18 protein-coding genes and 1 pseudogene are annotated in these 22,149 nt (G+C 62.9%); 6 read left to right on the plus strand and 13 right to left on the minus strand.

What is annotated here, in order from left to right; all coding sequences use genetic code 11:
• Positions 1 to 238: 238 nt before the first annotated feature.
• On the minus strand, positions 239 to 1,300 hold the full coding sequence (locus HMPREF3120_RS01945; protein WP_070422883.1) for a Cj0069 family protein: 1,062 nt from the start codon (positions 1,298 to 1,300) through the stop codon (positions 239 to 241).
• A 302-nt stretch (positions 1,301 to 1,602) separates the two neighbouring features.
• Between HMPREF3120_RS01945 and HMPREF3120_RS01950 the strand changes: the two genes are divergently transcribed.
• Both HMPREF3120_RS01950 and HMPREF3120_RS01955 read left to right on the plus strand, forming a co-directional pair.
• On the plus strand, positions 1,603 to 2,487 hold the full coding sequence (locus HMPREF3120_RS01950) for a sulfurtransferase (protein ID WP_070422836.1): 885 nt from the start codon (positions 1,603 to 1,605) through the stop codon (positions 2,485 to 2,487).
• A gap of 60 nt (positions 2,488 to 2,547) precedes the next feature.
• On the plus strand, positions 2,548 to 4,332 hold the full coding sequence (locus HMPREF3120_RS01955) for an acetyl-CoA carboxylase biotin carboxylase subunit (RefSeq protein ID WP_246815395.1): 1,785 nt from the start codon (positions 2,548 to 2,550) through the stop codon (positions 4,330 to 4,332).
• A gap of 138 nt (positions 4,333 to 4,470) precedes the next feature.
• Here HMPREF3120_RS01955 and HMPREF3120_RS01960 read toward each other — a convergent pair whose 3' ends face one another.
• The gene (locus HMPREF3120_RS01960; protein ID WP_070450384.1) at positions 4,471 to 5,304 is read right to left on the minus strand and encodes a chymotrypsin family serine protease; all 834 of its coding nucleotides are present in this window, start codon (positions 5,302 to 5,304) and stop codon (positions 4,471 to 4,473) included.
• 23 nt (positions 5,305 to 5,327) lie between these two features.
• Between HMPREF3120_RS01960 and HMPREF3120_RS01965 the strand changes: the two genes are divergently transcribed.
• Positions 5,328 to 5,831, plus strand: a complete 504-nt coding sequence (locus HMPREF3120_RS01965) for a GNAT family N-acetyltransferase (RefSeq protein WP_070422881.1) — start codon at positions 5,328 to 5,330, stop codon at positions 5,829 to 5,831.
• Between the two features lie 3 nt (positions 5,832 to 5,834).
• On the opposite strand, the pseudogene HMPREF3120_RS12475 reads toward HMPREF3120_RS01965, so the two are convergent.
• Positions 5,835 to 6,371, minus strand: a pseudogene (locus HMPREF3120_RS12475) (biotin/lipoyl-containing protein); the annotation flags it as partial.
• A 249-nt stretch (positions 6,372 to 6,620) separates the two neighbouring features.
• Between HMPREF3120_RS12475 and HMPREF3120_RS12495 the strand changes: the two are divergent.
• Together HMPREF3120_RS12495 and HMPREF3120_RS12500 are read left to right on the plus strand one after the other, a co-directional pair.
• On the plus strand, positions 6,621 to 6,797 hold the full coding sequence (locus tag HMPREF3120_RS12495) for a hypothetical protein (protein WP_308313617.1): 177 nt from the start codon (positions 6,621 to 6,623) through the stop codon (positions 6,795 to 6,797).
• Between the two features lie 12 nt (positions 6,798 to 6,809).
• Positions 6,810 to 6,977, plus strand: coding sequence for a GNAT family N-acetyltransferase (locus HMPREF3120_RS12500; protein WP_308313616.1), 168 nt, complete (start codon positions 6,810 to 6,812; stop codon positions 6,975 to 6,977).
• Here the strand turns inward: HMPREF3120_RS12500 and HMPREF3120_RS01980 are convergent.
• The 9 genes from HMPREF3120_RS01980 to prpD form a co-directional block, all read right to left on the minus strand.
• Entirely contained in the window at positions 6,974 to 7,780 is an 807-nt protein-coding gene (locus tag HMPREF3120_RS01980) for an ABC transporter ATP-binding protein (RefSeq protein WP_070450390.1), read from the minus strand. The genes HMPREF3120_RS12500 and HMPREF3120_RS01980 overlap by 4 nt on opposite strands.
• A complete protein-coding gene (locus tag HMPREF3120_RS01985; protein ID WP_239219677.1) occupies positions 7,781 to 8,836 on the minus strand; it encodes a FecCD family ABC transporter permease in 1,056 nt (351 codons plus the stop codon).
• A complete protein-coding gene (locus HMPREF3120_RS01990) occupies positions 8,833 to 9,894 on the minus strand; it encodes a FecCD family ABC transporter permease (protein ID WP_141739341.1) in 1,062 nt (353 codons plus the stop codon). The genes HMPREF3120_RS01985 and HMPREF3120_RS01990 overlap by 4 nt, the downstream gene beginning before the upstream one ends.
• Before the next feature lie 25 nt (positions 9,895 to 9,919).
• Complete coding sequence (locus HMPREF3120_RS01995) at positions 9,920 to 10,957, minus strand: ABC transporter substrate-binding protein (RefSeq protein ID WP_083284738.1); 1,038 nt, start codon at positions 10,955 to 10,957, stop codon at positions 9,920 to 9,922.
• Positions 10,958 to 11,073: 116 nt separating this feature from the next.
• Positions 11,074 to 11,946: a siderophore-interacting protein gene (locus tag HMPREF3120_RS02000; protein ID WP_083284739.1), complete on the minus strand. Its 873-nt coding sequence runs from the start codon at positions 11,944 to 11,946 to the stop codon at positions 11,074 to 11,076.
• Between the two features lie 118 nt (positions 11,947 to 12,064).
• On the minus strand, positions 12,065 to 15,493 hold the full coding sequence (locus HMPREF3120_RS02005) for a pyruvate carboxylase (RefSeq protein WP_070450394.1): 3,429 nt from the start codon (positions 15,491 to 15,493) through the stop codon (positions 12,065 to 12,067).
• Positions 15,494 to 15,667: 174 nt separating this feature from the next.
• Positions 15,668 to 16,813, minus strand: coding sequence for a bifunctional 2-methylcitrate synthase/citrate synthase (locus HMPREF3120_RS02010; protein WP_070422833.1), 1,146 nt, complete (start codon positions 16,811 to 16,813; stop codon positions 15,668 to 15,670).
• A gap of 42 nt (positions 16,814 to 16,855) precedes the next feature.
• On the minus strand, positions 16,856 to 17,779 hold the full coding sequence (prpB, locus tag HMPREF3120_RS02015) for a methylisocitrate lyase (RefSeq protein ID WP_070450397.1): 924 nt from the start codon (positions 17,777 to 17,779) through the stop codon (positions 16,856 to 16,858).
• Entirely contained in the window at positions 17,779 to 19,290 is a 1,512-nt protein-coding gene (prpD, locus tag HMPREF3120_RS02020) for a 2-methylcitrate dehydratase PrpD (protein ID WP_070450400.1), read from the minus strand. Before prpD ends, prpB begins: the two co-directional genes overlap by 1 nt.
• 166 nt (positions 19,291 to 19,456) lie before the next feature.
• Between prpD and HMPREF3120_RS02025 the strand changes: the two genes are divergently transcribed.
• Positions 19,457 to 20,734 carry a helix-turn-helix domain-containing protein gene (locus HMPREF3120_RS02025; RefSeq protein WP_070450403.1) on the plus strand — a complete coding sequence of 426 codons (1,278 nt, stop codon included), beginning with the start codon at positions 19,457 to 19,459 and terminating at the stop codon, positions 20,732 to 20,734.
• Here the strand turns inward: HMPREF3120_RS02025 and HMPREF3120_RS02030 are convergent.
• Complete coding sequence (locus tag HMPREF3120_RS02030) at positions 20,712 to 22,118, minus strand: NAD(P)H-quinone dehydrogenase (RefSeq protein ID WP_070450406.1); 1,407 nt, start codon at positions 22,116 to 22,118, stop codon at positions 20,712 to 20,714. The two genes, HMPREF3120_RS02025 and HMPREF3120_RS02030, sit on opposite strands and share 23 nt — an antisense overlap.
• Positions 22,119 to 22,149: the final 31 nt, after the last annotated feature.

Here is a 22,149-nt window from a genome sequence, read left to right on the forward strand (position 1 = left end):
GGACTCCTTGTCCAAAAACCTCTATGGACATAACGCACTAGACGATCAACGAGTCCCCGGATGCATTTCCCCAGGTGATATTGAAAACAGATATCAATAAAATGCGGATCGTCTAGCAGCTCCGAAATGCAACTAGACGATTCGCATTCCCGGTCGGCGAAAACCGGGTCACGACAGACAAGAAGCCCCGGCACGGGATTTTCGGGCCGGGGCGTTGGTGTCGTCGAAAAGCCAGCGCTTACGCGTGCTTCGCCTCCACGCGCTTGATGGCCTCCTCGGCCACCATCTCCTGGATGCCCATGTCGAGCTCCGAGGTGAAGCCGACGCAGGAGCAGTTGATCTCGCCGAGGACGTAGGTGTCCTCCCCGGTCTCGTCGTCATCGGCAAGCATGAAGTCCGCGGTCCAGATCAGCGGAATGTTGTCGCCACCGAGGTTCTCGGCGATGACCGGGCGGGCCTCGGCGAACATGTCGACGAGCTCCTGCCACTCCTCCGGCTTCTGGTAGGTGTACTTCGCGCCGGAGAACAAGGTTGCGGAGAACGCGTCGCCGCCCTCAGCCGGCTTCTTGTGCACAACGAACACCGGGTGCGGGCCGACCAGCAGAATGCGGATCTCACCCTCGACGATGCGCGGCATGAAGCGCATGTCCACGAGCATGCCGTTGTCGCCTTCGATGTACTGGTCACAGAAGTCCATGAACTCGCCGAGCTCGCGCTCCTCAGTGTGGTTGTCCACGGCCTCGGTGCACTTGAGCTTGGTGTCCAGCGGCAGGGCGGTGCCCGGTTCGACGGAGTCGGCCAGGGCTTCGTCGGCAAGGCGCACGCGCCAGATGCCGGAGCCGGTGGAGCCGCGGTTCTGCTTGAGCACGCGCTCGCCGTAGGACAGGGAGGTCGGGAAGGTGTTGTGGAAGTCCTCAACCTCGTAGTACGCGGCGGTATCTTCCGGCACAAGGTCGGTCTTGTTCAGCTTCACCAGGGCATCCTTCGCACCGTAGGAGATCATCTCCTGCGGGGTGGACATGCCGACCAGGCCGGCCTCGGACAGGCGGGTAAGCAGGTCAAAGTAGCCCTTTTCGCCGCCCGGGATGTTGCCCGGGTTCACACGCGAGATGTAGCCGTCGAAGTTCTCGGAGACGTACGTGAACAGGTCGTCGGCCCACTCCGGACGGAAGTAGACAACCTCTGCGTGCCAGCCCTTTTCCTTGATGGCGTTGACAATGGGCATGGTGTCCTTGCGGTGGCCGTCAATGTACTTGTCGGAGCCGCCCTCAACCTCGAAGACAACAATCGCCTTGTGCACGGTGATCCCTTTCATGATGTTGTCCCGCAGCGTGTGAATGCGGTCAGCGCATGCATCGGCGGGGTAGGTAAAAACTCGCGAAACATCTCAGCCGTAGCCGTCGTGTTCCGTCTCTGACTCTATCGGCTTAAAGCGACCCACACAGGGCGGCAGAATTGATAGTGTGCAAGTTCACACCTGTTGTGGCGAGGCGAGGTTTCTCGCCGATTCCGGCCGGGATTTGCTGGTACTACCTGTATCCTTGTCGGTGATTGTTCACTCGCCTATTCCGGCGGGGGCCGCAGAGACGAAAGGCAGCTGACGTGGGTATCGAACTCGACGACAATCCCCAGTTCAAGGACTACGCACATCCTGAGAAGTTTGTCACCGCCGCGTGGCTTTCGGCGCGGCTCGGCGTGGATGGTCTGAAGGTTGTCGAAAGTGATGAGGATGCGTTCCTCTACGACATCGGCCACATTCCGGGCGCGGTGCGCATTGACTGGAAGAGCGATCTTAACGACGAGCTCAACCGCGACTTCATCGACGGCGAAGCCTTTGCCAAACTCATGCGGTCCCGCGGCATCAGCCGCGACGACACGGTGGTGGTCTACGGCGACCACGCCAACTGGTGGGCTGCCTACACCGCCTGGGTGTTCGAGCTGTTCGGCCACCCCGACGTGCGCTTGCTCGATGGCGGACGCGACGCGTGGATGGGTGAGGAGCGCGACACGTCCTTCGTCGTTCCCTCCTACCCCGAGTCTGACTACCCCGTGGTGGAGCGCAAGGACACCGCAGTTCGCACCTTCGCCTCCGAGCTGCTGGATAATCCGCCGGAGCAGCTTATCGACGCCCGCCCAGCCCCCGCTTACCGCGGCGACGGCACCGCCCCTGTGCAACCCCAAGTACCGACGCTGCGCCAGGGCCACATTCCGGGCGCGTTTAGCGTCCCGTGGGGCCGTTCCGTGCACCCGAACGCGCGCTTCCGCCCGTTGGAGGACATCCGCGAGATCTACAAGGATTTCGATCCGAAGAAGCGCACAGTGGTGTACTGCCAGTTGGGCGAAAGCGCGTCGCACACCTGGTACGTCCTGAACAATATTCTCGGTTTCGAGGACGTTGCGCTGTACGACGGTTCCTGGGCCGAGTGGGGCAACATGGTCCGCGTCCCCGTGGCTAAAGGGGATTCCCGTGGTGGGGCTGTAACATAGAACGACATTTGTCCGATTTTCTGACGGTTCGTATTTCCGATTGAAGGACGGGATTGCTTCGTGTCCACCACCGCACCGAATACTGATCTGCCCCGCAGCCTGAGCAAGGTGCTCGTCGCTAATCGCGGCGAGATTGCCGTGCGCGTCATCCGCGCGTGCCAGGACGAAGGTGTTGCGTCGGTCGCGGTGTATGCAGACCCTGATGTCGATGCGCCGTTCGTCGCTCTTGCCGACGAAGCCTTCGCCCTCGGCGGCACCACCGCCGCCGAGTCTTACCTGGACATGGACAAGGTCATCGACGCCGCGCAGAAGTCCGGCGCCGACGCTATCCACCCGGGCTACGGCTTCCTCTCGGAGAACGCCGAGTTCGCGCAGAAGGTCATCGACGCTGGCCTGACCTGGATCGGCCCGTCGCCGGAGGCCATCGCGGCACTCGGTGACAAGGTCACCGCCCGCCACATCGCTGAAGCCGCCGACGCCCCCATGGCGCCCGGCACTAAGGACCCCGTGGCCAACGCTGACGAGGTCGTTGCGTTTGCCGACGAGCACGGCCTGCCCGTTGCCATCAAGGCAGCTTTCGGCGGTGGCGGTCGCGGCATGAAGGTCGCCTACACCCGCGAAGAGATTCCGGAACTGTTTGAGTCCGCCACCCGCGAAGCCACCGCAGCCTTCGGCCGTGGCGAATGCTTCGTGGAGCACTACCTGGACAAGGCCCGCCACGTTGAGGCGCAGGTGCTGGCTGATCAGCACGGCAACGTTGTGGTCGTCGGTACGCGTGATTGCTCGCTGCAGCGTCGCTTCCAAAAACTTGTCGAAGAAGCCCCAGCGCCCTTCCTCACCGACGAGCAGCGCGAGCGCATCCATTCCTCTGCCAAGGCCATCTGCCGCGAAGCAGGTTACTACGGCGCCGGCACCGTGGAGTACCTCGTGGGCTCTGACGGGCTGATCTCGTTTTTGGAGGTCAACACCCGCCTGCAGGTCGAACACCCCGTCACCGAGGTCACCGCCGGCATCGACCTCGTGCGCGAGCAGTTCCGTATCGCCCGCGGCGAGGAACTGCAGCTGACCGAAGACCCGGCTCCGCGTGGCCACGCTATTGAGTTCCGCATCAACGGCGAAGACGCCGCCGCAAACTTCATGCCGGCACCGGGCACCGTCGTTGCATACGCTGAGCCCACCGGCCCCGGAGTGCGTGTCGATTCCGGCGTGCGCGCAGGCTCCGTCATCGGCGGCCAGTTCGACTCCATGCTGGCGAAACTGATCGTCTACGGCGCCACCCGCCAAGAGGCCATCCAGCGTGCCCGCCGCGCACTCGGCGAATACGTGGTCACCGGCTTCCCCACCGTCATCCCCTTCCACCAGGCCATCCTGGACAACCCGGCATTCGTCGGCACCGAAGACGGCTTCGACGTGTACACCCGCTGGATCGAGGAAGAGTGGGACGGCGAACTGCCCGCGTCCAGCGCCGATGCATCTGGTGACGACGCCGACACCGACCTGCCGACCCGTCGCACCTTTGCCGTTGAAATCGACGGCCGCCGCATCGAAGTCGCCCTACCCGAGGAACTCGTCGCCGCAGGCCCCGCCAAGCGCAAGCCGAAGAAGCGCCGCGCAGGCAAGGCTGCTGTCTCCGGTGACGCCGTCGCCTCCCCCATGCAGGGTTCCGTGATCAAGGTCAACGTCTCCGAAGGCGACGAGGTTGCTGAAGGCGATGTCCTGCTGGTCCTCGAGGCCATGAAGATGGAGAACCCGGTCAAGGCACACAAGGCCGGCACCGTCACGGGCCTCGCCGCCGAGGCTGGTGGCCAGGTGACCAAGGGCGCCGTGCTTATGGAGCTGAAGTAGCTGGTTGCTTCGGTGGCGCTTGTCCCACCCATTGCCCTGACAGATTTTGCAGAATCTGTCAGGGCTTTTCTTTGCGACGCTGCGACCAGGCGTTTTATGCACCTTCAAAGGCCGCCTGACACATTCCGCCACAATCCGTCAGCGCAGACCTACGGAAACGGCGAACTGCTCCAGCACAGGTCCGATAAACGGCACGAGGAAGCCCAACACAACGGCGACCGCCACAACAATCGTGGCGATGGCCTCCGGAGAAGCGCTCGAGCCAGAGTGAGCCACATCGGTCGCGGGCGACTCGGGGGTCTCGGCGTCGTGGGTAACGGGCGTACCAATCGGTTTCGTGGCGCTGATCAGCTCGATCTCCTGCGCCTCCGTCACGCCTGGCCCGTTGAGCGGCTTCGAGGCACGGTTCAAAGAGGCCGACTCGCCTTTCCGGTTCGAGACTGTGCTCACGCCTGAGTAGACCGCCACCAGTCCCCTACCGGGCGCCCAGACGGGTGCGCCGGAGTCGCCCTTCACGCCAGCGCCGCCGTCCCAGTAGACGTTGTTGCCCACACGGCCGGTGTACGCACCACACTGCTGCTGTCCCCGGCTGAGCAGGCAGATCTCGTCGTTGGGGTGAAGATCCTCGAGGTCCACCACGGCGTCGGTGGTGATGGTGTTCGCGCCCAGTTGGACACCGTCGTCCCAGCGGATGATGCCCCAGTCGTTGCCGGTCGCAGACCTACCAAACTCCGTGGAGGGATAGAACGTTCCGTTCGCCTGGCCCACGGCGGCGCGGCTGCCGTGTTCGCCACAGTGTCCGGCGGTGTAGCTAATCCGTTGGTTGGGGTCGTTGAATCCGATGGAGCAAATGCCCTTATCGACGACTACCACGCGGGCGCCCTGCTCCACCACCGGAACCTCGGCGTTGGCGATGGGGGTGAGGGCAAGGGTGGTTGCGGTGGTCGTCGATAGGAATATGCGTCGAAGCATGGGAAAAGATTAACGTGGTGCGCATGGATTACACACCTCAGTTCGAACTACGTGAAGCGACCGAATCTGACCGGACGTACCTGCGCCGGCTGAACTTTCTTACCGACGTGTTCGGTGACGAGCACGGCGAGATCGGCCAAGAGGAAGCTGAAGGGTCTGACGACTACGTCGGAAACTGGGATCCGGAAGCCGAGGGCGGCGTTCTCGCGTTCGATCAGTTCCGCGTGCCGGCGGGCGGTGTGTGGCTGCGCTACTGGTCGACGCCCGAGCAGGGCTGGGCGAACCTGGGCAGCGATATTCCGGAAATCGCGATTGCGGTGGAACGCCGCTACGCAGGGCACAAACTCGCCGTCCGGCTGCTGGCTGCCGCGGTGGAGTTGGCCGCGAAGCAGGGTGCGCCGAAGGTGGCGCTGTGGGTGGACCCGAACAACGAGCGTGCCCGCCACCGCTACGAAACTTTCGGATTTAAAAACGTCGACGGCCACGACAATGTCATGGCCGTCGACGTGAAGGACTTCACCGCCTAAGCATTAGGCGATAACTACCACGAGGTCGCCGCCTTCCACCTTGGTCGGCTTGGTCAGCGCGATGCGCTCAACCACACCCGACTTCGGTGCGGAGATGGCGGCCTCCATCTTCATGGCCTCGATGGTTGCGACCGGGTCGCCTTCCTTGACCTCGTCGCCTTCCTTTACGGTGACGGTGACGGCACCTGCGAACGGTGCTGCAACGTGGCCCGGGTTGGAGGAGTCCGCCTTCTCCACCTCGGCGACAGTGGACTCGACGTTTTCGTCGCGGACTGCAACCGGGCGGACCTGGCCGTTGACGGTCAGGATGACCTGGCGCATACCCTTCTCGTCTGGCTCGCCAACAGCGTCAAGGCTGACCACCAGCGGCGGACGGTTCTCCCCGATCTCGCCGTAGTAGAGCATGGTCTCAACGCCCTCTTCCAGGCCGTAGAAGAAGGTCTTGTCGCCCAGCTGGTCGGTGATGCCGTAAGTGCGCAGGTGCTCCTGGTACTCGGCGTACTGCTTCGGGAACAGCAGCTGGTCCAGGGCGGCGCGGCGGCCAGACAGACGGCACCAGCGGCGGCTGTGGCGGCTCTTGCGGCTCTTGCGCTGTGAGCAGTTCGCATGCGGGAAAGGTTACCGTGCGTGACTTAAGTGCATGAGTACGGTGGCACCCATGGAGTCCACACCCACGTTCACCTTCCACCGCGCCACCGAATCGGACCGCACCTACTTGCGCCGTCTGAACTTTCTCGCGGACGTCTACGGTGACGAATCCAAGGAGGTGCGCCGGAGCAGTTACCGGACGTGGAACGCTACGTCGACGAGTGGAACCCGCAACGCGACGGCGGGGTCATCGCCTTCGACCAATTCCACATGCCCGCAGGCGGAGTGTGGTTGCGGTATTGGACGTCGCCTGACCAGGGCCATGCGAACCTCTCGCCCGGCACTCCAGAAATCGCCATCGCCGTTGAGAACAAATAAGCGGGCCACCGCTTGGGCGAAGCCTTGCTCCGTGAGGTCGTAGACCTCGCCCGGGAGCAGGGTGCTACACAAGTGGCGCTCTTTGTCGCAGAAGACAACCCCCGCGCCCGCCACCGCTATGAAGCGTTCGGCTTCAGCGATGTCGCGGTACCCGGGGGTGTGATGGTCTACCAGCTCTAATCTGCCCTCTCTGCGACGCGCCCTTCCCACCGCGGGATCATGAGGGGGCTGCCGGATTCCGGATCTTGGATGATACTGGCCTCGACGCCGAAAACGTCACGAACCAACTCCTCGGTGATCACGTCGGCGGGCGCGCCGGTGGCCACGACTTCCCCGTCTTTCATCGCGATGATGTTATCCGCGTAGCGCGCCGCTTGGTTGAGATCGTGCAGCACCGTCACCAGGGTGAGGTGGTCGCGCTTGTTCAGCTCGCGGCACAGTTCAAGAAGTTCGATCTGGTATCGCACATCCAGAAACGTGGTCGGCTCGTCGAGGAGCAGGATCGGAGTCTCCTGCGCGAGAGCGACAGCCATCCAAACACGTTGGCGCTGCCCGCCGGAAAGCTCGTCGACGAAGCGACTGCTGAGCTCGCGCACGTTTGTCGCGTCCATCGCCGCTCCCACGGCACGCTCGTCTTCTGGTGACCAAGGTTTGAAAAGACCCTGGTGGGGATAGCGTCCGCGTGAGACGAGATCGATGACGCGGATGCCCTCCGGTGCGACCGGCCCCTGGGGAAGCAGGCCGACTTGCTTAGCGACGTGTTTGGTGGACTGTTCGTGCAGAGACTTGCCGTCGAGAAGCGTCGCCCCTGAAACTGGCGTGATGAGCCGAGTAAGGGACTTCAGCAGCGTCGATTTGCCGCACCCGTTCGGCCCCACAATGACTGTGAACATGCGATCCGGAATCTCGACTGTGACATCGTCGCAGATGATCGCTTCGTCGGAGTACGCCAACTTCGCGTGTTCGGTGTGCAGACGTGCCATTTACTTCCGTCCTTCCTGAATCAGCAGCCAGAGGAAATAGATACCGCCGATGGAGACGGTGACAATGCCTACTGGCAGTGGCGAAGTGGGGTGAATGCGCTGTGCGACAGTGTCTGCGAGCACGAGCAGCAACGCGCCGGTCGCGGCAGTAGGCATCAGCGCCAGCCCGTCGGCGCGCACAAGTCGGCGCGCGATCTGCGGGGCGGCGAGCGCGATGAATGAGATCGGTCCAACGGTGGCGGTGGCTAGTGCGGTCAAGCCGATCCCGATGATAATCGCGGCGACTTGCACTGCACGCACGTTCTGCCCAAGAGCGGTGGCGAACGGGATGCCGATCTGTGTAAGGCGCATCGGGCGAGCCAACAACGCCGTCACCGCAATGAACACCACCGTGCCCGATGCTGCGAACCCGAGGGTGTTCCAGCTGGTGCCAGCAAGGTTGCCCGCACCCCACAAGCTCGCCATGATCGCGTCCTCGACCGTCGCCGTGAGCAGCAGCCACGTGTTCACCGCGGCCAGCATCGCACTGACACCGATCCCGACGATGATGAGCCTTACTCCCCGGGCATGGCCGTCTTTCGACGCTAGGAAAAACACCGTTACAGCCGTGAGCAAGCCGCCCGCGAGCGCACCGAGCAGGGTGGCCGTGGAACCGCCGCGGAGCACCAGCATAGCGATGAGAGCCCCGGTATAGGAGCCGGTCTGAAAACCGATCACATCCGGCGAACCGAGCGGATTATTGGTGAGGTTTTGAAACAACGCCCCCGACAGAGCGAGCGCAGCACCGAGCACCAGCGCCATCAGCACGCGCGGAGCACGCCACTCCACCACGACCATGTGGGTGAAGTCGTCCCCGCGGCCCAGCACAGCATCGAATACTTGGCCCGCGGTGATCGATGCAGAACCGGTGAAAAACGCGAAGACGCCGCAAGCAGCCGCCAGCGCGACGAGGACGGCGGTGACTACCACTGCACGCACATCGGTGACGAAGATCGGGCGCTCGCGCGGGCCGATCCTTACCATCGGTCGGCCGAAATCCAGGCGTTGCGTCGTCACAGTTCTGCCACCCGGAACTGGCGCACCATGTAGATAAGGAGGGGCGCGCCGATGAAGGGCGTGACCACCCCTACAGGCATCTCGCCCTGCACAATCACGCGGCCGATCACGTCAGCGAAACCCATGATGGCGGGTGCCAAAATGATCGAGTACGCCATGATCCATCCCTGGTGCGGGCCCACGATCATCCGGCTTAGGTGCGGGGCCAACAACCCGAGGAAAGAAATTGGTCCTGCCACCGCAGTGCCGCCGCCAGCGAGGAGCGCAATAGCGATCAGTGCGACGAGACGAACGCGGTTCGGGTTCGCTCCCATCGCCACGGCAGCGGCCTCGCCCAGCGCGAGCACATCAAGCGACTTAGATAGTGCGAGCGCGAGCACGAGCCCGACCAGAATGAAGGGCACGATCGCGAGCGTATTGTCCAGAGCCTGGTTGGCCGTGGTGCCAGCGGACCAGCCGCGCATCTTCTTCAGAACGTCGGAGTTGGTGAGCAGAACCGCTGAAGTGAACCCGCCGAGGACGGCACCGAGTGCGACGCCGGACAGTGTCATCCGGATCGGGTTGCCTCGCATCGGCCCAGCATTTCCGATGAGGAATACAGCGAACGATGTAACGGTCGCACCTGTGAATGCCAACCACATGTATTGGTTGATGTCGGTGAGACCGAAGTAGGCGATGCCTACCACCACCGCCAGAGAAGCGCCGACATTGACGCCGAGGATTCCGGGGTCTGTCAGGGGGTTTCTGGTCACTGCCTGCATCAAGCCGCCCGCGACACCGAACGCGGCCCCTGCCACCAAAATCAGCACGGTGCGCGGCACCCGCGACTGCCACACCACCTGCGACACCGGGTCGGCCGGATCGGGCGAACGGAGGAAATGCCACAGCTCGCCGAGCGTAATCTCGCGCGCACCGACGGTAAGGCTGAGCACAAGCGAGACCGCGAGCAACGCGATGAGCACCCATGCGCCGACAACTCGGTACGCGAGCGGGTGGGGCTGTGGCGGTGCTAGCTGGGCTTCCGTTTCGGTGGGCGCAGGCGCTGTGGTGATCGTCATGGTTCGCGGTGGGCGGGTCGAGGGCTTAGGAGACCTTGTTGAAGCCCTGGACCTTTGTGGCGAGTCCGTCCAACCAGTCGGCGTAGTGGCGCGAGGTCAGCGCACCCTTTGAGTTCCAGGCGTAGAGCTGACCAGCCTGGACCGACGGCAGCGAGTCCCACATTTCGGCGGTGAAGGGGTCAGCTTCGTCGTAGTTCTCGACGAGCATGACATCGGTGGGGTATTTCGAGGCTTCCTCCCAGGCGATCCACGCCCACGGGCTACCCTCGTGGCCCTCGGTTGGGCCAGCGAGGGTCGCGCCGAGCGACTTCAGCAGATCCGCCTGGGGACCGTCTGCGCGGGTGTAGAGCATCTCCTTGGTGGGGCTCGACAGCATGAAGCTCAAGTCTTCGCCAGCAATGGCATCGGAGAAGTTCTGCTTCGCAGCCGCGTAGTCTTGGTCGGCCTTAGTGATGTGCGAGGCGGTGACATCGGCGCCGAGGAACTCGGCGAGCTCGCGGACGTTGGCGATGCCCTCGTCCACGGTGTCACCGCCGGGCAGCGGCACGAACTGGGCGACGCGAGTGAGTTGGGAGTTCACATCCTCTTTGAACCATTGCCAACCGTCTGCTGTGCCGAGGCCAATGATCGCGTCCGGTTTGAGCTGTGCGAGTTTCTCCAAGTCAATCTCGCCGTCGGTGCCGATCTGCTCAATCCCGGTGGTGTCCACCCCACCCATCACGGTCGGGTCGTCGCACTGGTAACCGAAGATGGCGTTCGGCTTGATGCCGTACTCATCGAGGGTGGAGTAGGCGTAGCAGTCCATGACGATGTTCTTGGGCTGCTCGGCGAACTCGATTTTCAGGCCGTCAATGCTCGGGTGATTGAACACCAGCGCATCGGATGCCTGGACATTGCTCGAAGCGGACGCGGAGGAGGATGTCGCAGCGTCCGAGGCAGACACGGCGGAAGTGGCGGTGGCGGTTGCAGTGGAAGTTGAGGCGGAGTTGGAAGGAGAGGAGCTGCAGCCTGTGAGAGCGAGGCCAACAGCAAGGGTGAGCACTGCACCGAGTTTCGCGCGCATGTGGGATGCCTTTCATTCGACATGTTGCCTGAGCAGAACGCCAGGCCAGTGAGCAAAGGCAAACCTAACATATGGTCAGAGTTAGGTAAAGCAATCCTTACAATCTCGCACGAAAGTTACCCCCGCGCCTGTCCCCGAATCCAAAACGCGCTGAATGTGACATTTTTGGGATCAATCCCCCACTCTTGCACGGCGAATCGGCGCACCCCCGCTGCGAGGTCTCGTTCGCCGCAACACCAGACACTCTCCGGGCGCTCGTGAGAGCGAAGCTCGGAGACAACTGCCTCCAGCAACCTGTCCTGCTGGGCGGTGACCAGGGCCAGTGACCTCACGCGGGATTGCCAGCGCTCAACCAGCCCAGGCTCGAATTCGTCGCTCGTGACGGCGGCGAACACGACATCTGCCGCAGCCAGCTCAGCAGGGTGGAATTGCTCGAGGAATTCAAGAATTGCTGCGACTGAAGGCGCTGCAGTGGGGTCGGCGACCAGCAGCTGCGATGTGCCTGGCTTTGGCTCGCGCCGGAACCACAGCCCGTTCGCGGGGTAGATTCCGCAGGTGTCCCCAGGCGCGACGCGCAGCGCCCAACGCAACGCGGGCCCGATGTCGGTGTCCGAGGCATCCGAAACACCGTGTGTGACCAATAGGAAGCTCAGGGTGCCAGCAGCTCGGTCGAGACTTCGAACTGTGTACCACCGAAGGTCGGGTCGCACGGCATCCGGAAGCGCGGCAAGTTGGGCTCGTAGATTGCTTACCCGAGTTGTCGTTAACGGGACATAGTCCTTGCCAGGACCCGGCATGAGGAGGCCGAAGAACTCGTCTGGGCCTACCAATTGGTGGTCGCGCAATTCAGGCGCAACCACGGAGATCTCAAGGAGGTCGGGTGCAACCCGTTCAACATTGGCGACGGTGACTGTGAGTGCATCGCTTTTCTCGCGCTGGGGCCAGTCCGTGAGCTGAATGTCCGAAAAGTTGCAAGAACCGAAAACCATGAAAGGTAGTTTAGGCTTACCTACATCATTGTGTCGAGACGCCCAGCCGCCAAAACGCCGAAAGCGCCGGCACTCCGGGTGGAGGTCGGCGCTTTGGACGTCGTCAGGCGAAAAGCTCTTAAGCGATAACCACTACGAGGTCGCCGCCTTCCACCTTGGTCGGCTTGGTCAGCGCGATGCGCTCAACCACACCCGACTTCGGTGCGGAGATGGCGGCCTCCATCTTCATGGCCTCGATGGTTGCGACCGGGTCGCCTTCCTTGACCTCGTCGCCTTCCTTCACCGTGACGGTGACGGCACCAGCGAACGGTGCGGCAACGTGGCCCGGGTTGGACGCGTCGGCCTTCTCCACCTCGGCAACGGTGGACTCGACGTTCTCGTCGCGGACGGCAACCGGGCGGACCTGGCCATTGACGGTCAGGATGACCTGGCGCATGCCCTTCTCATCCGGCTCGCCGACAGCGTCGAGGCTGACCACCAGCGGCGGACGGTTTTCGTCGATCTCGCCGTAGTAGATCATGGTCTCCACGCCCTCTTCAAGGCCGTAGAAGAAGGTCTTGTCACCCAACTGGTCGGTGATGCCGTAGGTGCGCAGGTGCTCCTGGTACTCGGCGTACTGCTTCGGGAACAGCAGCTGATCCAGCGCCGCACGACGCACACTGTGGTCGTCGGACTGCAGATCCGGCTCGAGCTCCGCCGGCACCTGGACGGTGTGGTCGACCTCGGAGCGGTTCTCCAGTGCCTTGTCGCGCAGCAGCGGCCAGCCACCCGGAGGGGTACCCAGCTCGCCCTGCAGGAAGCCGATGACAGATTCCGGAATGTCGTACTTGCGCGGGTTCTCTGCGAACTCCTGCGGGCTGACACCCTGGCCGACGAGCTGCAGGGCCAGGTCGCCAACCACCTTGGAGGACGGGGTGACCTTCGTCGGGCGACCGAGGATCTCGTTCACGCCTGCGTAGTAGTCCTCAATGAGCTCGAAGCGGTCTTCCAGACCAAGGGCCTTCGCCTGGGTGCGCAGGTTGGAGAGCTGACCGCCCGGGATTTCGTGCTTGTACACGCGGCCGGTCGGGCCCGGAATGCCGGACTCGAACGGTGCGTACACCTGGCGCACGGCCTCCCAGTACGGCTCCATGTCGAAGACGGCCTGCAGGTCGATGCCGGTATCGCGCTCGGTGTTCTCAAACGCCGCGACGAGGGCGGACATCGACGGCTGGGAGGTGGTGCCTGCCAGCGGGGCGGATGCGACGTCGACGATGTCGGCACCCGCATTCGCTGCGGCGAGGTAGGTCGCCAGCTGGCCACCTGCAGTGTCGTGGGTGTGGACGTGGACCGGCAGGTCGAAGCGCTCACGCAGCGCGGTGACCAGCTTGGCTGCTGCTGCCGGACGCATCAGGCCAGCCATGTCCTTGATCGCCAGGACGTGGGCGCCTGCCTCGACGATTTCCTCGGCGAGGTTGAGGTAGTAGTCCAGCGTGTACAGGTCCTCGTTCGGGTCCACCAGGTTGCCGGAGTACGCCATCGCAACCTCGGCGACGGTGGTGTTGGTTTCCAGCACTGCGTCGATCGCCGGGCGCATCTGGGAGACGTCATTCAGCGCGTCGAAGATTCGGAAGATGTCAATACCGGACGAGGCTGCTTCCTGGACGAACGCCTTGGTCACGTTGTCCGGGTACGGGGTGTAGCCAACAGTGTTGCGGCCACGCAGCAGCATCTGAATGTTGACGTTCGGCATCGCCTCGCGCAGCTCGTCGAGACGCATCCACGGCGACTCGTGGAGGAAGCGCATGCCCACATCGAAGGTAGCGCCGCCCCATGCCTCAACGGAGGTCAACTCCGGGGTCAGGTGACCCACATGCTTCGCGGCAGCCACAAGGGTGTTGGTGCGAATACGGGTTGCCAAAAGTGACTGGTGAGCGTCACGGAACGTGGTCTCGGTGACACCCAGAGCGGTCTGATTGCGGATCTTTTCAGCCCACTTTGTCGGGCCGAGCTCGAGCAGGTCGTTGCGGGAGCCGCGTGGCATTTCGCCGTACTTGAGCTCCGGAAGCTTCTTCGACGGCTGAATGTTCGTCGGACGGGCACCGTTCGGCTGGTTCACCGTCACGGATGCGACGTAGTCGAGGATCTTGCCGGCATCGTCAGCTGCCGCCGGAGCCTCGAGCAGGTGCGGGTGGTCCGCGATGAAGCCGGTGTTGATGCGATCGTTGCGGAACTCGTCCTCACTGAGCAGGGCGCGCAGGAAGCCGATGTTCGTGGACAGGCCCGTAATGGAGAACTCGTTCAGGGCGCGCAGGGCACGGTCGACGGCGACCTGGAAGTTGCGGCCACGGCAGGTCATCTTGACCAGCAGGGAGTCGAAGTTCGGGGTGATGGTGGTACCGACGGCCACGGAGCCGTCGAGACGCACACCTGCACCACCCGGGGAGCGGTAGCCGGTGACTACGCCGGAGTCCGGGCGGAAGCCGTTGGCCGGGTCCTCGGTGGTGATGCGGCACTGCAGGGCTGCGCCGTTGACCTCGATGAGGTCCTGGGTGAGGTGGATGTCCTCCAGCTTCGCGCCGGCGGCGATGTACATCTGGTTCTTTACGATGTCGATGCCGGTGACTTCCTCGGTCACCGTGTGCTCGACCTGCACGCGCGGGTTCATCTCGATGAAGACGTGGTTGCCGGACTCGTCGACAAGGAACTCGACCGTACCTGCGCCCTCGTAGTTGATTTCCTTACAGAACGCCACAGCGTCGGCACAGATCTTCTGGCGCTGCTCTTCCGTGATGTGCTGCGCCGGAGCGATCTCAACAACCTTCTGGTGGCGGCGCTGCACGGAGCAGTCACGCTCAAACAGGTGCACCACGTTGCCGTAAGAGTCAGCCATGATCTGCACCTCAATGTGCTGCGGGCGGATCACGGCGCGCTCGATGTAGACGTTCGGGTCACCGAAGGCTGCCTCAGCCTCGCGGGATGCCTCGGCTGCGAGACGCTCAACGTCCTCGATCTTCTCAATGAAACGCATGCCGCGTCCGCCGCCACCGGCGACAGCCTTCACAAACACCGGGAACTCGAAGTCCTTGGCAAACTCTGCCAGCTGCTTCAGGTCGGACGACGGCTCAGAGTCCTTCAGCACCGGCAGGCCGGCACGCTCAGCGGCCTGGACAGCGGCGGACTTGTCGCCCGTCAGGTCCAGCGTCTCCGGGGTCGGGCCGATGAACTTAATGCCGTTGTCGCGGCAGGCACGAGCCAGGTCAGCACGCTCGGAGAGGAAGCCGTAGCCCGGGTAGACGGCATCTGCGCCAGTTTGCTTCGCGGCACGGATGATTTCGTCGATGTTCAGGTACGCCTTGACCGGCTGGCCGGCCTCGCCGATCTGGACTGCCTCGTCCGCGAACGGACGGTGGAACGAGTTACGGTCCTCGCGGGGGTAGACCGCGACGGTCTTCGCGCCAGTTTCAAAGGCTGCACGGAAGGCACGAACGGCGATCTCACCGCGGTTAGCTACCAGGATTTTCTTGAATGCTGGCAGATCATTAAGCGGGAGGTTATCCGGGTTCATTTGGTTCCTTTCCTCAAGGAAAGATCGAAGTCATACTGCAACGGGTAGTTTAGTACAGGTCACACTTTTCTTGGGTCGTTTTCGCCAACGAATGTGACACGTTTGCACCCTAACGCGGGGGTGCAAAAACGCGGGCGCCGCGTTGCGACGACCCGCGTTTCGGGGGTGATCCGCTTACGCCTTGACGTGGCGCTCCTCCGGGCCGTTGTAGGCCGAGAGTGGACGGATCAGGGAGTTGTTCTCAAACTGCTCGATGATGTGAGCGGTCCAGCCGGTAATGCGGGACATCACGAACAGCGGGGTGAAGAACTCGATGTCGAAGCCCAGGATGTAGTAGGCCGGGCCGGACGGGAAGTCCAGGTTCGGACGGATCTTGATCGAGGTGTTGTCGTGCATGGTCTTGGCCATGATGTCGTACATCTCGACCCACTTCTGAGCGTCCTTCTCCGGGTGCTCCGCAGCGAGCTTCTTAAAGGCGGCTTCCATCGTCGGCACGCGCGAGTCGCCCTTCTTGTACACGCGGTGGCCAAAGCCCATGACGAGCTCCTTGTTCTTGAGCTTGTCCAGGCACCACTGCTCTGCCTTGGCCGGGTCGCCGATTTCGGTCATGTGGTGCATGACGAACTCGTTGGCGCCACCGTGCAGCGGGCCCTTCAGGGCACCGATTGCGCCGGTGATTGCGGACCAGCCGTCGGACATCGTCGAGGCAATCGTGCGGGCCGTGAAGGTGGAAGCGTTGAAGGAGTGCTCGGCGTAGAGGATCATCGTCTTCTCAAACGCCTCGATGTCGGACGGGATGTTGGCCGGGGACTTCTCATCGTCACCGAAAACCATCCAGAGGAAGTTTTCGGAGAAGCCCTTCTCCTTGCTCGGGGCGATGTACTCCTTGCCCTGGCGGCGACGGATGTCGGTTGCGACAATCGTCGGCAGCTTGGCCAGCAGCTTGCGGCCGATGCCACGCAGGTGATCGGAATCCGGGGTGAACTTCTCCGGATCCTCTGCACCCAGGTATGACACTGCGGTACGCAGCACGTCCATCGGGTGGCAGTCCTTCGGCATGAAGTTGATGATCTGGATCAGTTCTTCATCGATGTCGCGGTTTTCCATGCAGCCACCGCGAAACTCTGCAAACTGCTCCTCGGTCGGCAGTTCACCGTTCCACAGCAGGTATGCCACTTCCTCGAAGGTGCAATGCTCTGCCAGTTCCTGGACCGGGTAGCCGCGGTACAGCAGCGAGTTGGTCTCCGGGTTGACCTTGGACACTGCGGTGTAGTCAGCGACAACGCCGTTGAGGCCCTTACGAATTTCCTGCTCAGTCATGATGATTCACTCCTTCTTGGTGGTGGTGTTGGTGGTGGCGGTCTACTGCTCAAAGGTGGAGCTGTAGGTGTCTTTCGAGTAGGTGAAGACGGATTGGTCGAACTGGTTGTATTCGTCGTAACGCACCAGTTCGTAGAGGCGCGCGCGGTGCTGCATCTTGTCCAGCCACGGCACCTGGGTGCCGGTTTCTGCGATGTCGCGCAGCATTGCTTCGGTCTGGCCCATGGCGATGCGGAAGGTGGTCACCGGCCAGATCACGGCGTTGTAGCCGAGGTTTTCCAGCTGCTGGGCGCTGAGCAGGTCGGTCTTGCCAAACTCGGTCATGTTGGCCAGAAGCGGCGTGTCCACGGCGGCGCGGAACTTGGCAAAGTCCTCTTCCGAGTACAGCGCTTCGGTGAAGATGAGGTCTGCGCCTGCGTCGGCGTATGCCTTCGCACGCTCGATGGCCTCGTCGATGCCTTCGATGCCGGCGGCGTCGGTGCGGGCGCAGATGACAAAGTCGTCGTCCTGTCGCTCACGGACCGCGGCGGTAATGCGGCGGACCATCAGGTCGCGTGACACAACTTCTTTGCCGTCGAGGTGGCCGCAACGCTTCGGGTTGACCTGGTCCTCCAGGTGGAGACCAGCCAGGCCTGCTGCCTCGAACTCAGCGACGGTGCGGGCTGCGGACATTGGTTCGCCGAAGCCGGTGTCGGCGTCGATGAGCACCGGCAGGTTGGTGGCGCGGGCGATCTGGCCGCCGCGGTTTGCAACCTCGGAAAGCGTGGTCAGACCGATGTCTGGCAGACCCAGGTCGTTCGCTACCACGGCGCCGGAGACGTATACGCCGGAGAAGGATCCGATGTCCTCGATCAGGCGCGCGGTCAGCGGGTTGAAGGCGCCGGGCAGTGTGGTGATTTTTTCGTCGACAAGCGATGCTCGCAGTGCTTTGCGACGCTCGTTCGGGGTTGTGTCAGGCTTGAACATTAGAAGATGCCTCCCGGGATCTCCTCCGCAGCGGCGCGGGTTGCGTCGTTGACGCGGATGTTGAGTTCGGTCAGGTCAGTGAGGTTTTCCAGATCCTGCACGGCGGCGAGGAAGCGATCCTGCTCGTCCTTATCGACGATGCCCTCAGCCAGGGTGCGGAACTTCTGGATGTAGTTCTCACGCTCGAACGGACGAGCACCGTACGGGTGGGCGTCGGCGACAGCCATCTCATCCTCGATGACAGTGCCGTCGTTGAAGGTGATGACAGCCTTGGCGCCGAATGCCTTCTCGTCCGGATCCTGCGAGTGGTAGCGACGGGTCCACTCCGGGTCCTCCACCGTGGACACCTTGTGCCACAGCTCGACGGTCTCCGGACGGTTTGCGCGCTCCGGGGTGTAGGAGTCGACGTGGTGCCAGCCGCCGTCCTCAAGGGCGACAGCGAACATGTACATGATCGAGTGGTCCAGGGTCTCGCGGGATGCCTTCGGATCCATCTTCTGCGGGTCGTTCGCGCCGGTGCCGATGACGTAGTGGGTGTGGTGCGAGGTGTGCAGCACGATGGACTCGATCTCGGCGGTGGTCCTGCCTGCGTCTGCGATGGTCTGCTTCATGCGACGAGCCAGGTCGATCGGAGCCTGTGCCTGGTACTCGGCGGAGTGTTCCTTGGTGTAGGTGTCCAGGATCGCGCGCTTCGGCTCGCCGTCTGCCGGCAGCGGGACGGTGTAGGTGCGCTCCGGGGAGTGCAGCATCCATGCGATGAAGCCGTCTTCGCCTTCCCAGATCGGGGCCGGTGCGCCCTCGCCGCGCATGGCGCGGTCCACCGCTTCGATGGCCATCTTGCCGGCGAACGCCGGGGCGGATGCCTTCCAGGAGGAGATCAGGCCCTTGCGGGACTGGCGGGTTGCGGTGGTGGTGTGCAGCGCCTGGCCGATTGCCTGGTAGATGGTGTCCACGTCCAGGTTGAGCATGGTGCCGATGCCAGCTGCGGCCGAGGGGCCAAGGTGTGCAACGTGGTCGATCTTCCACTCGTGCAGGCAGATGCCCTTGACTAGGTTGACCTGGATTTCGTAGCCGGTGGCGATGCCGCGGATCAGCGCCTTACCGTCGAGGCCCTTGTGCTGTGCAACAGCAAGGATCGGCGGGATGTTGTCGCCCGGGTGGGAGTATTCGGCTGCCAGGAAGGTGTCGTGGAAGTCGAGCTCGCGCACGGCGGTGCCGTTTGCGAAAGCGACCCATTCTGCGGAGTAGGTGCCGTCTTCGCCGAAAACGAGTGCGCCCTTGTTGTCTGCCGGGTGTGCCTTGGCCATTTCGCGGGCGACGGCGACCGGGCGGCGGTTGTAGGAGGCAACAGCGACAGAAGCGTTGTCGATGATGCGGTTGATGATCATTTCGCGGGTGTCTTCCGGTACCTCAACCGGGTCGGCCGCGACCTTGGCAATCTTGTAGGCCAGATGCTCTTCAATCGGGAAGTCTTCTGCGGACTTATGGGTACGTACCTCGTGTTGGATCATTCTTCGGCTCCTTCTGGCAATCGAGATGATGATGCACCTCATATTAGGAGCGAAAGTGTGTTGCGCATCATAGTGGAAGTTGCGTATTCTTGCGTCCTGAAACTGACAGACTTGCAAAGTGTTGCAAATCACCAGGCCAAGCGGCTGAGAAGGAGCAAAATCAACGATGGCAAAGCTGTACGCGGGGGGTCAGATCCGCACACTGCGCACCGCTCGCAACCTCACTCAAGCCGATGCGGCGGTCCTCGTCGGTATCTCGCCGAGCTATCTCAACCAGTTGGAAAACGATCAGCGCCCTCTCACGGCGACGGTGTTGTTGCAGTTAACGTCCGCCTTCGGGGTGGATGCTTCCTTCTTCTCCGGCGACGCCGAACGCGAAACCGCAGCCGCCCTTTCGGAACTGCTCCCCGGCATCGCGCAGCACGAGCTGGAGGAATTCGCCCGCCACTTCCCTACCCTTGCGGAGCGTGTCCGAACCATCCCCGAGCGCCTCAACGAGCAAGCCCCCAACCCCTACGAGTACGCACGCAGCTTTTTCCAGGAACACAGCAACTACTTCCACTCCCTGGATTCAGCGGCCGAAACGCTTGCGGAGCATCTTGGTGGCCGCCAGTTGCGCCTGACCCGTCTTGCGTCGGTCCTCGACCGCGACTTCGGCTACACCGTGCGCTTCAACCAGCCTGTGGAGTCGGGTCGCTCCGACATCGACACCACCACCCGCGAGATCCGCCTGCGCTCCGGCTTGAGCGAAGCGCAACAGTGCTTCGAGCTGTCCTACCGCTACAGCAATCTCGCCCACGGCGACGTGATGTCAGAGCTCATTGCGCGTATCGACGACACCCCGGCCCGCAACGTCACCACCCACGGCTTAGCCCAGTACTTCGCGGCCGCCGTGACCATGCCCTACTCCGAGATCCTGCAGGCTGCCCACGAGACGCGCTACGACATCGATGTCATCTCGGCCCGCTTCGGCACCGGATTCGAATCCACCTGCCAACGCCTCGGCACACTGCAGCGCCCCGGCGCGCAGGCTGTGCCGTTTGTATTTATGCGCACCGACCGCGCAGGAAATGTGTCCAAGCGCCAGGCCACCACGTCGTTCCGCTTCGCCGTCTCCGGCGATACCTGCCCGCTATGGGTGGTGCACCGTGCGTTTGAAACCCCAAACCGTGTGACCAGGCAGGTCTCCACCACCCCGGACGGGCGCACACAGATGTGGGTTGCGCGCATGGTGCAGGGTCCCGCCGTGGGCTTTGGTCAGCCCCGGCGCGAGCACGCCGTAGCGCTTGGCTGCGACGCCGCATACGCACCCCAACTGGTGTACGCCGACGGCCTTGATCTGGCCCCGGCATCAGCTACTCCGATTGGTCCGGGGTGCGCGACGTGTCCGCGCACCCGCTGCCCCCAACGTGCGTTTCCGGCTAGTCCAGATCCGACTTTGTAATCAGGCGGCGAGCCGCCTCGGTAATCGAACCTGACAGCGACGGGTACACCGCCATCGAGTTAGCCAGCTGGGTGACGGTGAGGCTGTTGGTTACCGCGATGGTCAGCGACAAGATCAGCTCGGATGCGGTCGGCGCGACGATCACACCGCCGATGACCTGGCCGGAGCCCTTGCGGGCGAAAATCTTCACAAACCCGTACTGCAGGGAACGCATCTTGGCGCGCGGGTTCGTCGACAAGGGCAGCTTGTAGATGTCTGCCTCAACCTTGCCGTCGCGGATCTCCTGCTCGGTGACACCCACGGCAGCGATCTCCGGACGGGTGAACACGGCGTTGCCAACCGTCTTCAGGCGGATCGGGCTGACACCGTCGCCCATCGCGTGGTCAACGGCAGTGCGGCCCTGCTGCGCCGCAACCGACGCCAGCGGCATGAGGTCCGTGCAGTCGCCCGCAGCGTAAATGCCGGCGACGTTAGTGCGCGAGACGCGGTCCACATGAATGTGGCCGGACGGGGTGGTCTCCACCTTTGCGGCCTCAAGGTTCAAATCTGCCGTATTCGGAACAGAACCGATGGACATCATCACGTGCGAACCCTCAATGGCGCGGCCATCAGTGGTGTGCACGACCACAGCGTCACCCGTGTTTTCCACACGCTCCACACGCGCGTCCTTCTCCAACTGCACGCCGCGATCCGCCAGGACCTTCTCCAAGACATCGGCAGCGTCGGCGTCGTCGTGAGGCAAAATGCGATCGCGGGAAGCAACCATGGTCACCTTCACGCCCAGCTCCGCAAACGCAGAGACAAACTCCGCACCAGTCACGCCAGAACCAACCACAATGAGGTGGGTCGGCAGCTCCTGCAGGTCATACATCTGACGCCAGTTCAGGATGCGCTCGCCGTCCGGCTCCGCCCCCTTGAGCACACGCGGGCTCGCACCCGTGCACACAAGCACCATGTCGCAGCTGACGTGCTCAGTCTCACCAGACTCGGTGACAATCTCAATGTCATGCGTAGTGTGACCGACCTGCTTATCAGAGAAGCGCGCACGACCCTTGACCAGGCGCACACCCTTGCGCTCAAGCTGCTCGCGGATGTCACTGGACTGCTCCGCCGCCAACTGCTTCACACGCTCATTCAGCGCCAGCAGCGACAGCTTCGCGTCACCCAACGTGTGGTTGAGCCCCATATCGTCCGCGCGGCGCAAGTCCGTCTTAATGTTCGCGCCCGCAATGAAGCTTTTCGACGGCACAACGTCCTTACGGATCGCCGAGCCGCCAGCCCCAGAATCTTCCACCAACGTGATGTCTGCGCCGCGTTTCGACGCGAGCAGCGCGGCCTCGTATCCGCCGGGGCCTCCACCCATGATGACAATCTTCTTGGACAAAACGGCTCTCCTCAAAGTTTCAGACTTGACG

It is taken from the genome of Corynebacterium sp. HMSC11D10, assembly GCF_001806995.1.
GTDB lineage: Bacteria > Actinomycetota > Actinomycetes > Mycobacteriales > Mycobacteriaceae > Corynebacterium > Corynebacterium coyleae.

What these genes read in the sequence shown, in the direction of transcription:
- HMPREF3120_RS01960 (WP_070450384.1), bottom strand. Translation starts at nt 5,304, where the DNA reads ATGCTTCGACGCATATTCCTATCGACGACCACCGCAACCACCCTTGCC.
- HMPREF3120_RS01965 (WP_070422881.1), top strand. Translation starts at nt 5,328, where the DNA reads ATGGATTACACACCTCAGTTCGAACTACGTGAAGCGACCGAATCTGAC.
- HMPREF3120_RS01980 (WP_070450390.1), bottom strand. Translation starts at nt 7,780, where the DNA reads ATGGCACGTCTGCACACCGAACACGCGAAGTTGGCGTACTCCGACGAA.
- HMPREF3120_RS01990 (WP_141739341.1), bottom strand. Translation starts at nt 9,894, where the DNA reads ATGACGATCACCACAGCGCCTGCGCCCACCGAAACGGAAGCCCAGCTA.
- HMPREF3120_RS01995 (WP_083284738.1), bottom strand. Translation starts at nt 10,957, where the DNA reads ATGCGCGCGAAACTCGGTGCAGTGCTCACCCTTGCTGTTGGCCTCGCT.
- HMPREF3120_RS02000 (WP_083284739.1), bottom strand. Translation starts at nt 11,946, where the DNA reads ATGGTTTTCGGTTCTTGCAACTTTTCGGACATTCAGCTCACGGACTGG.
- HMPREF3120_RS02005 (WP_070450394.1), bottom strand. Translation starts at nt 15,493, where the DNA reads ATGAACCCGGATAACCTCCCGCTTAATGATCTGCCAGCATTCAAGAAA.
- HMPREF3120_RS02010 (WP_070422833.1), bottom strand. Translation starts at nt 16,813, where the DNA reads ATGACTGAGCAGGAAATTCGTAAGGGCCTCAACGGCGTTGTCGCTGAC.
- prpB (WP_070450397.1), bottom strand. Translation starts at nt 17,779, where the DNA reads ATGTTCAAGCCTGACACAACCCCGAACGAGCGTCGCAAAGCACTGCGA.
- prpD (WP_070450400.1), bottom strand. Translation starts at nt 19,290, where the DNA reads ATGATCCAACACGAGGTACGTACCCATAAGTCCGCAGAAGACTTCCCG.
- HMPREF3120_RS02025 (WP_070450403.1), top strand. Translation starts at nt 19,457, where the DNA reads ATGGCAAAGCTGTACGCGGGGGGTCAGATCCGCACACTGCGCACCGCT.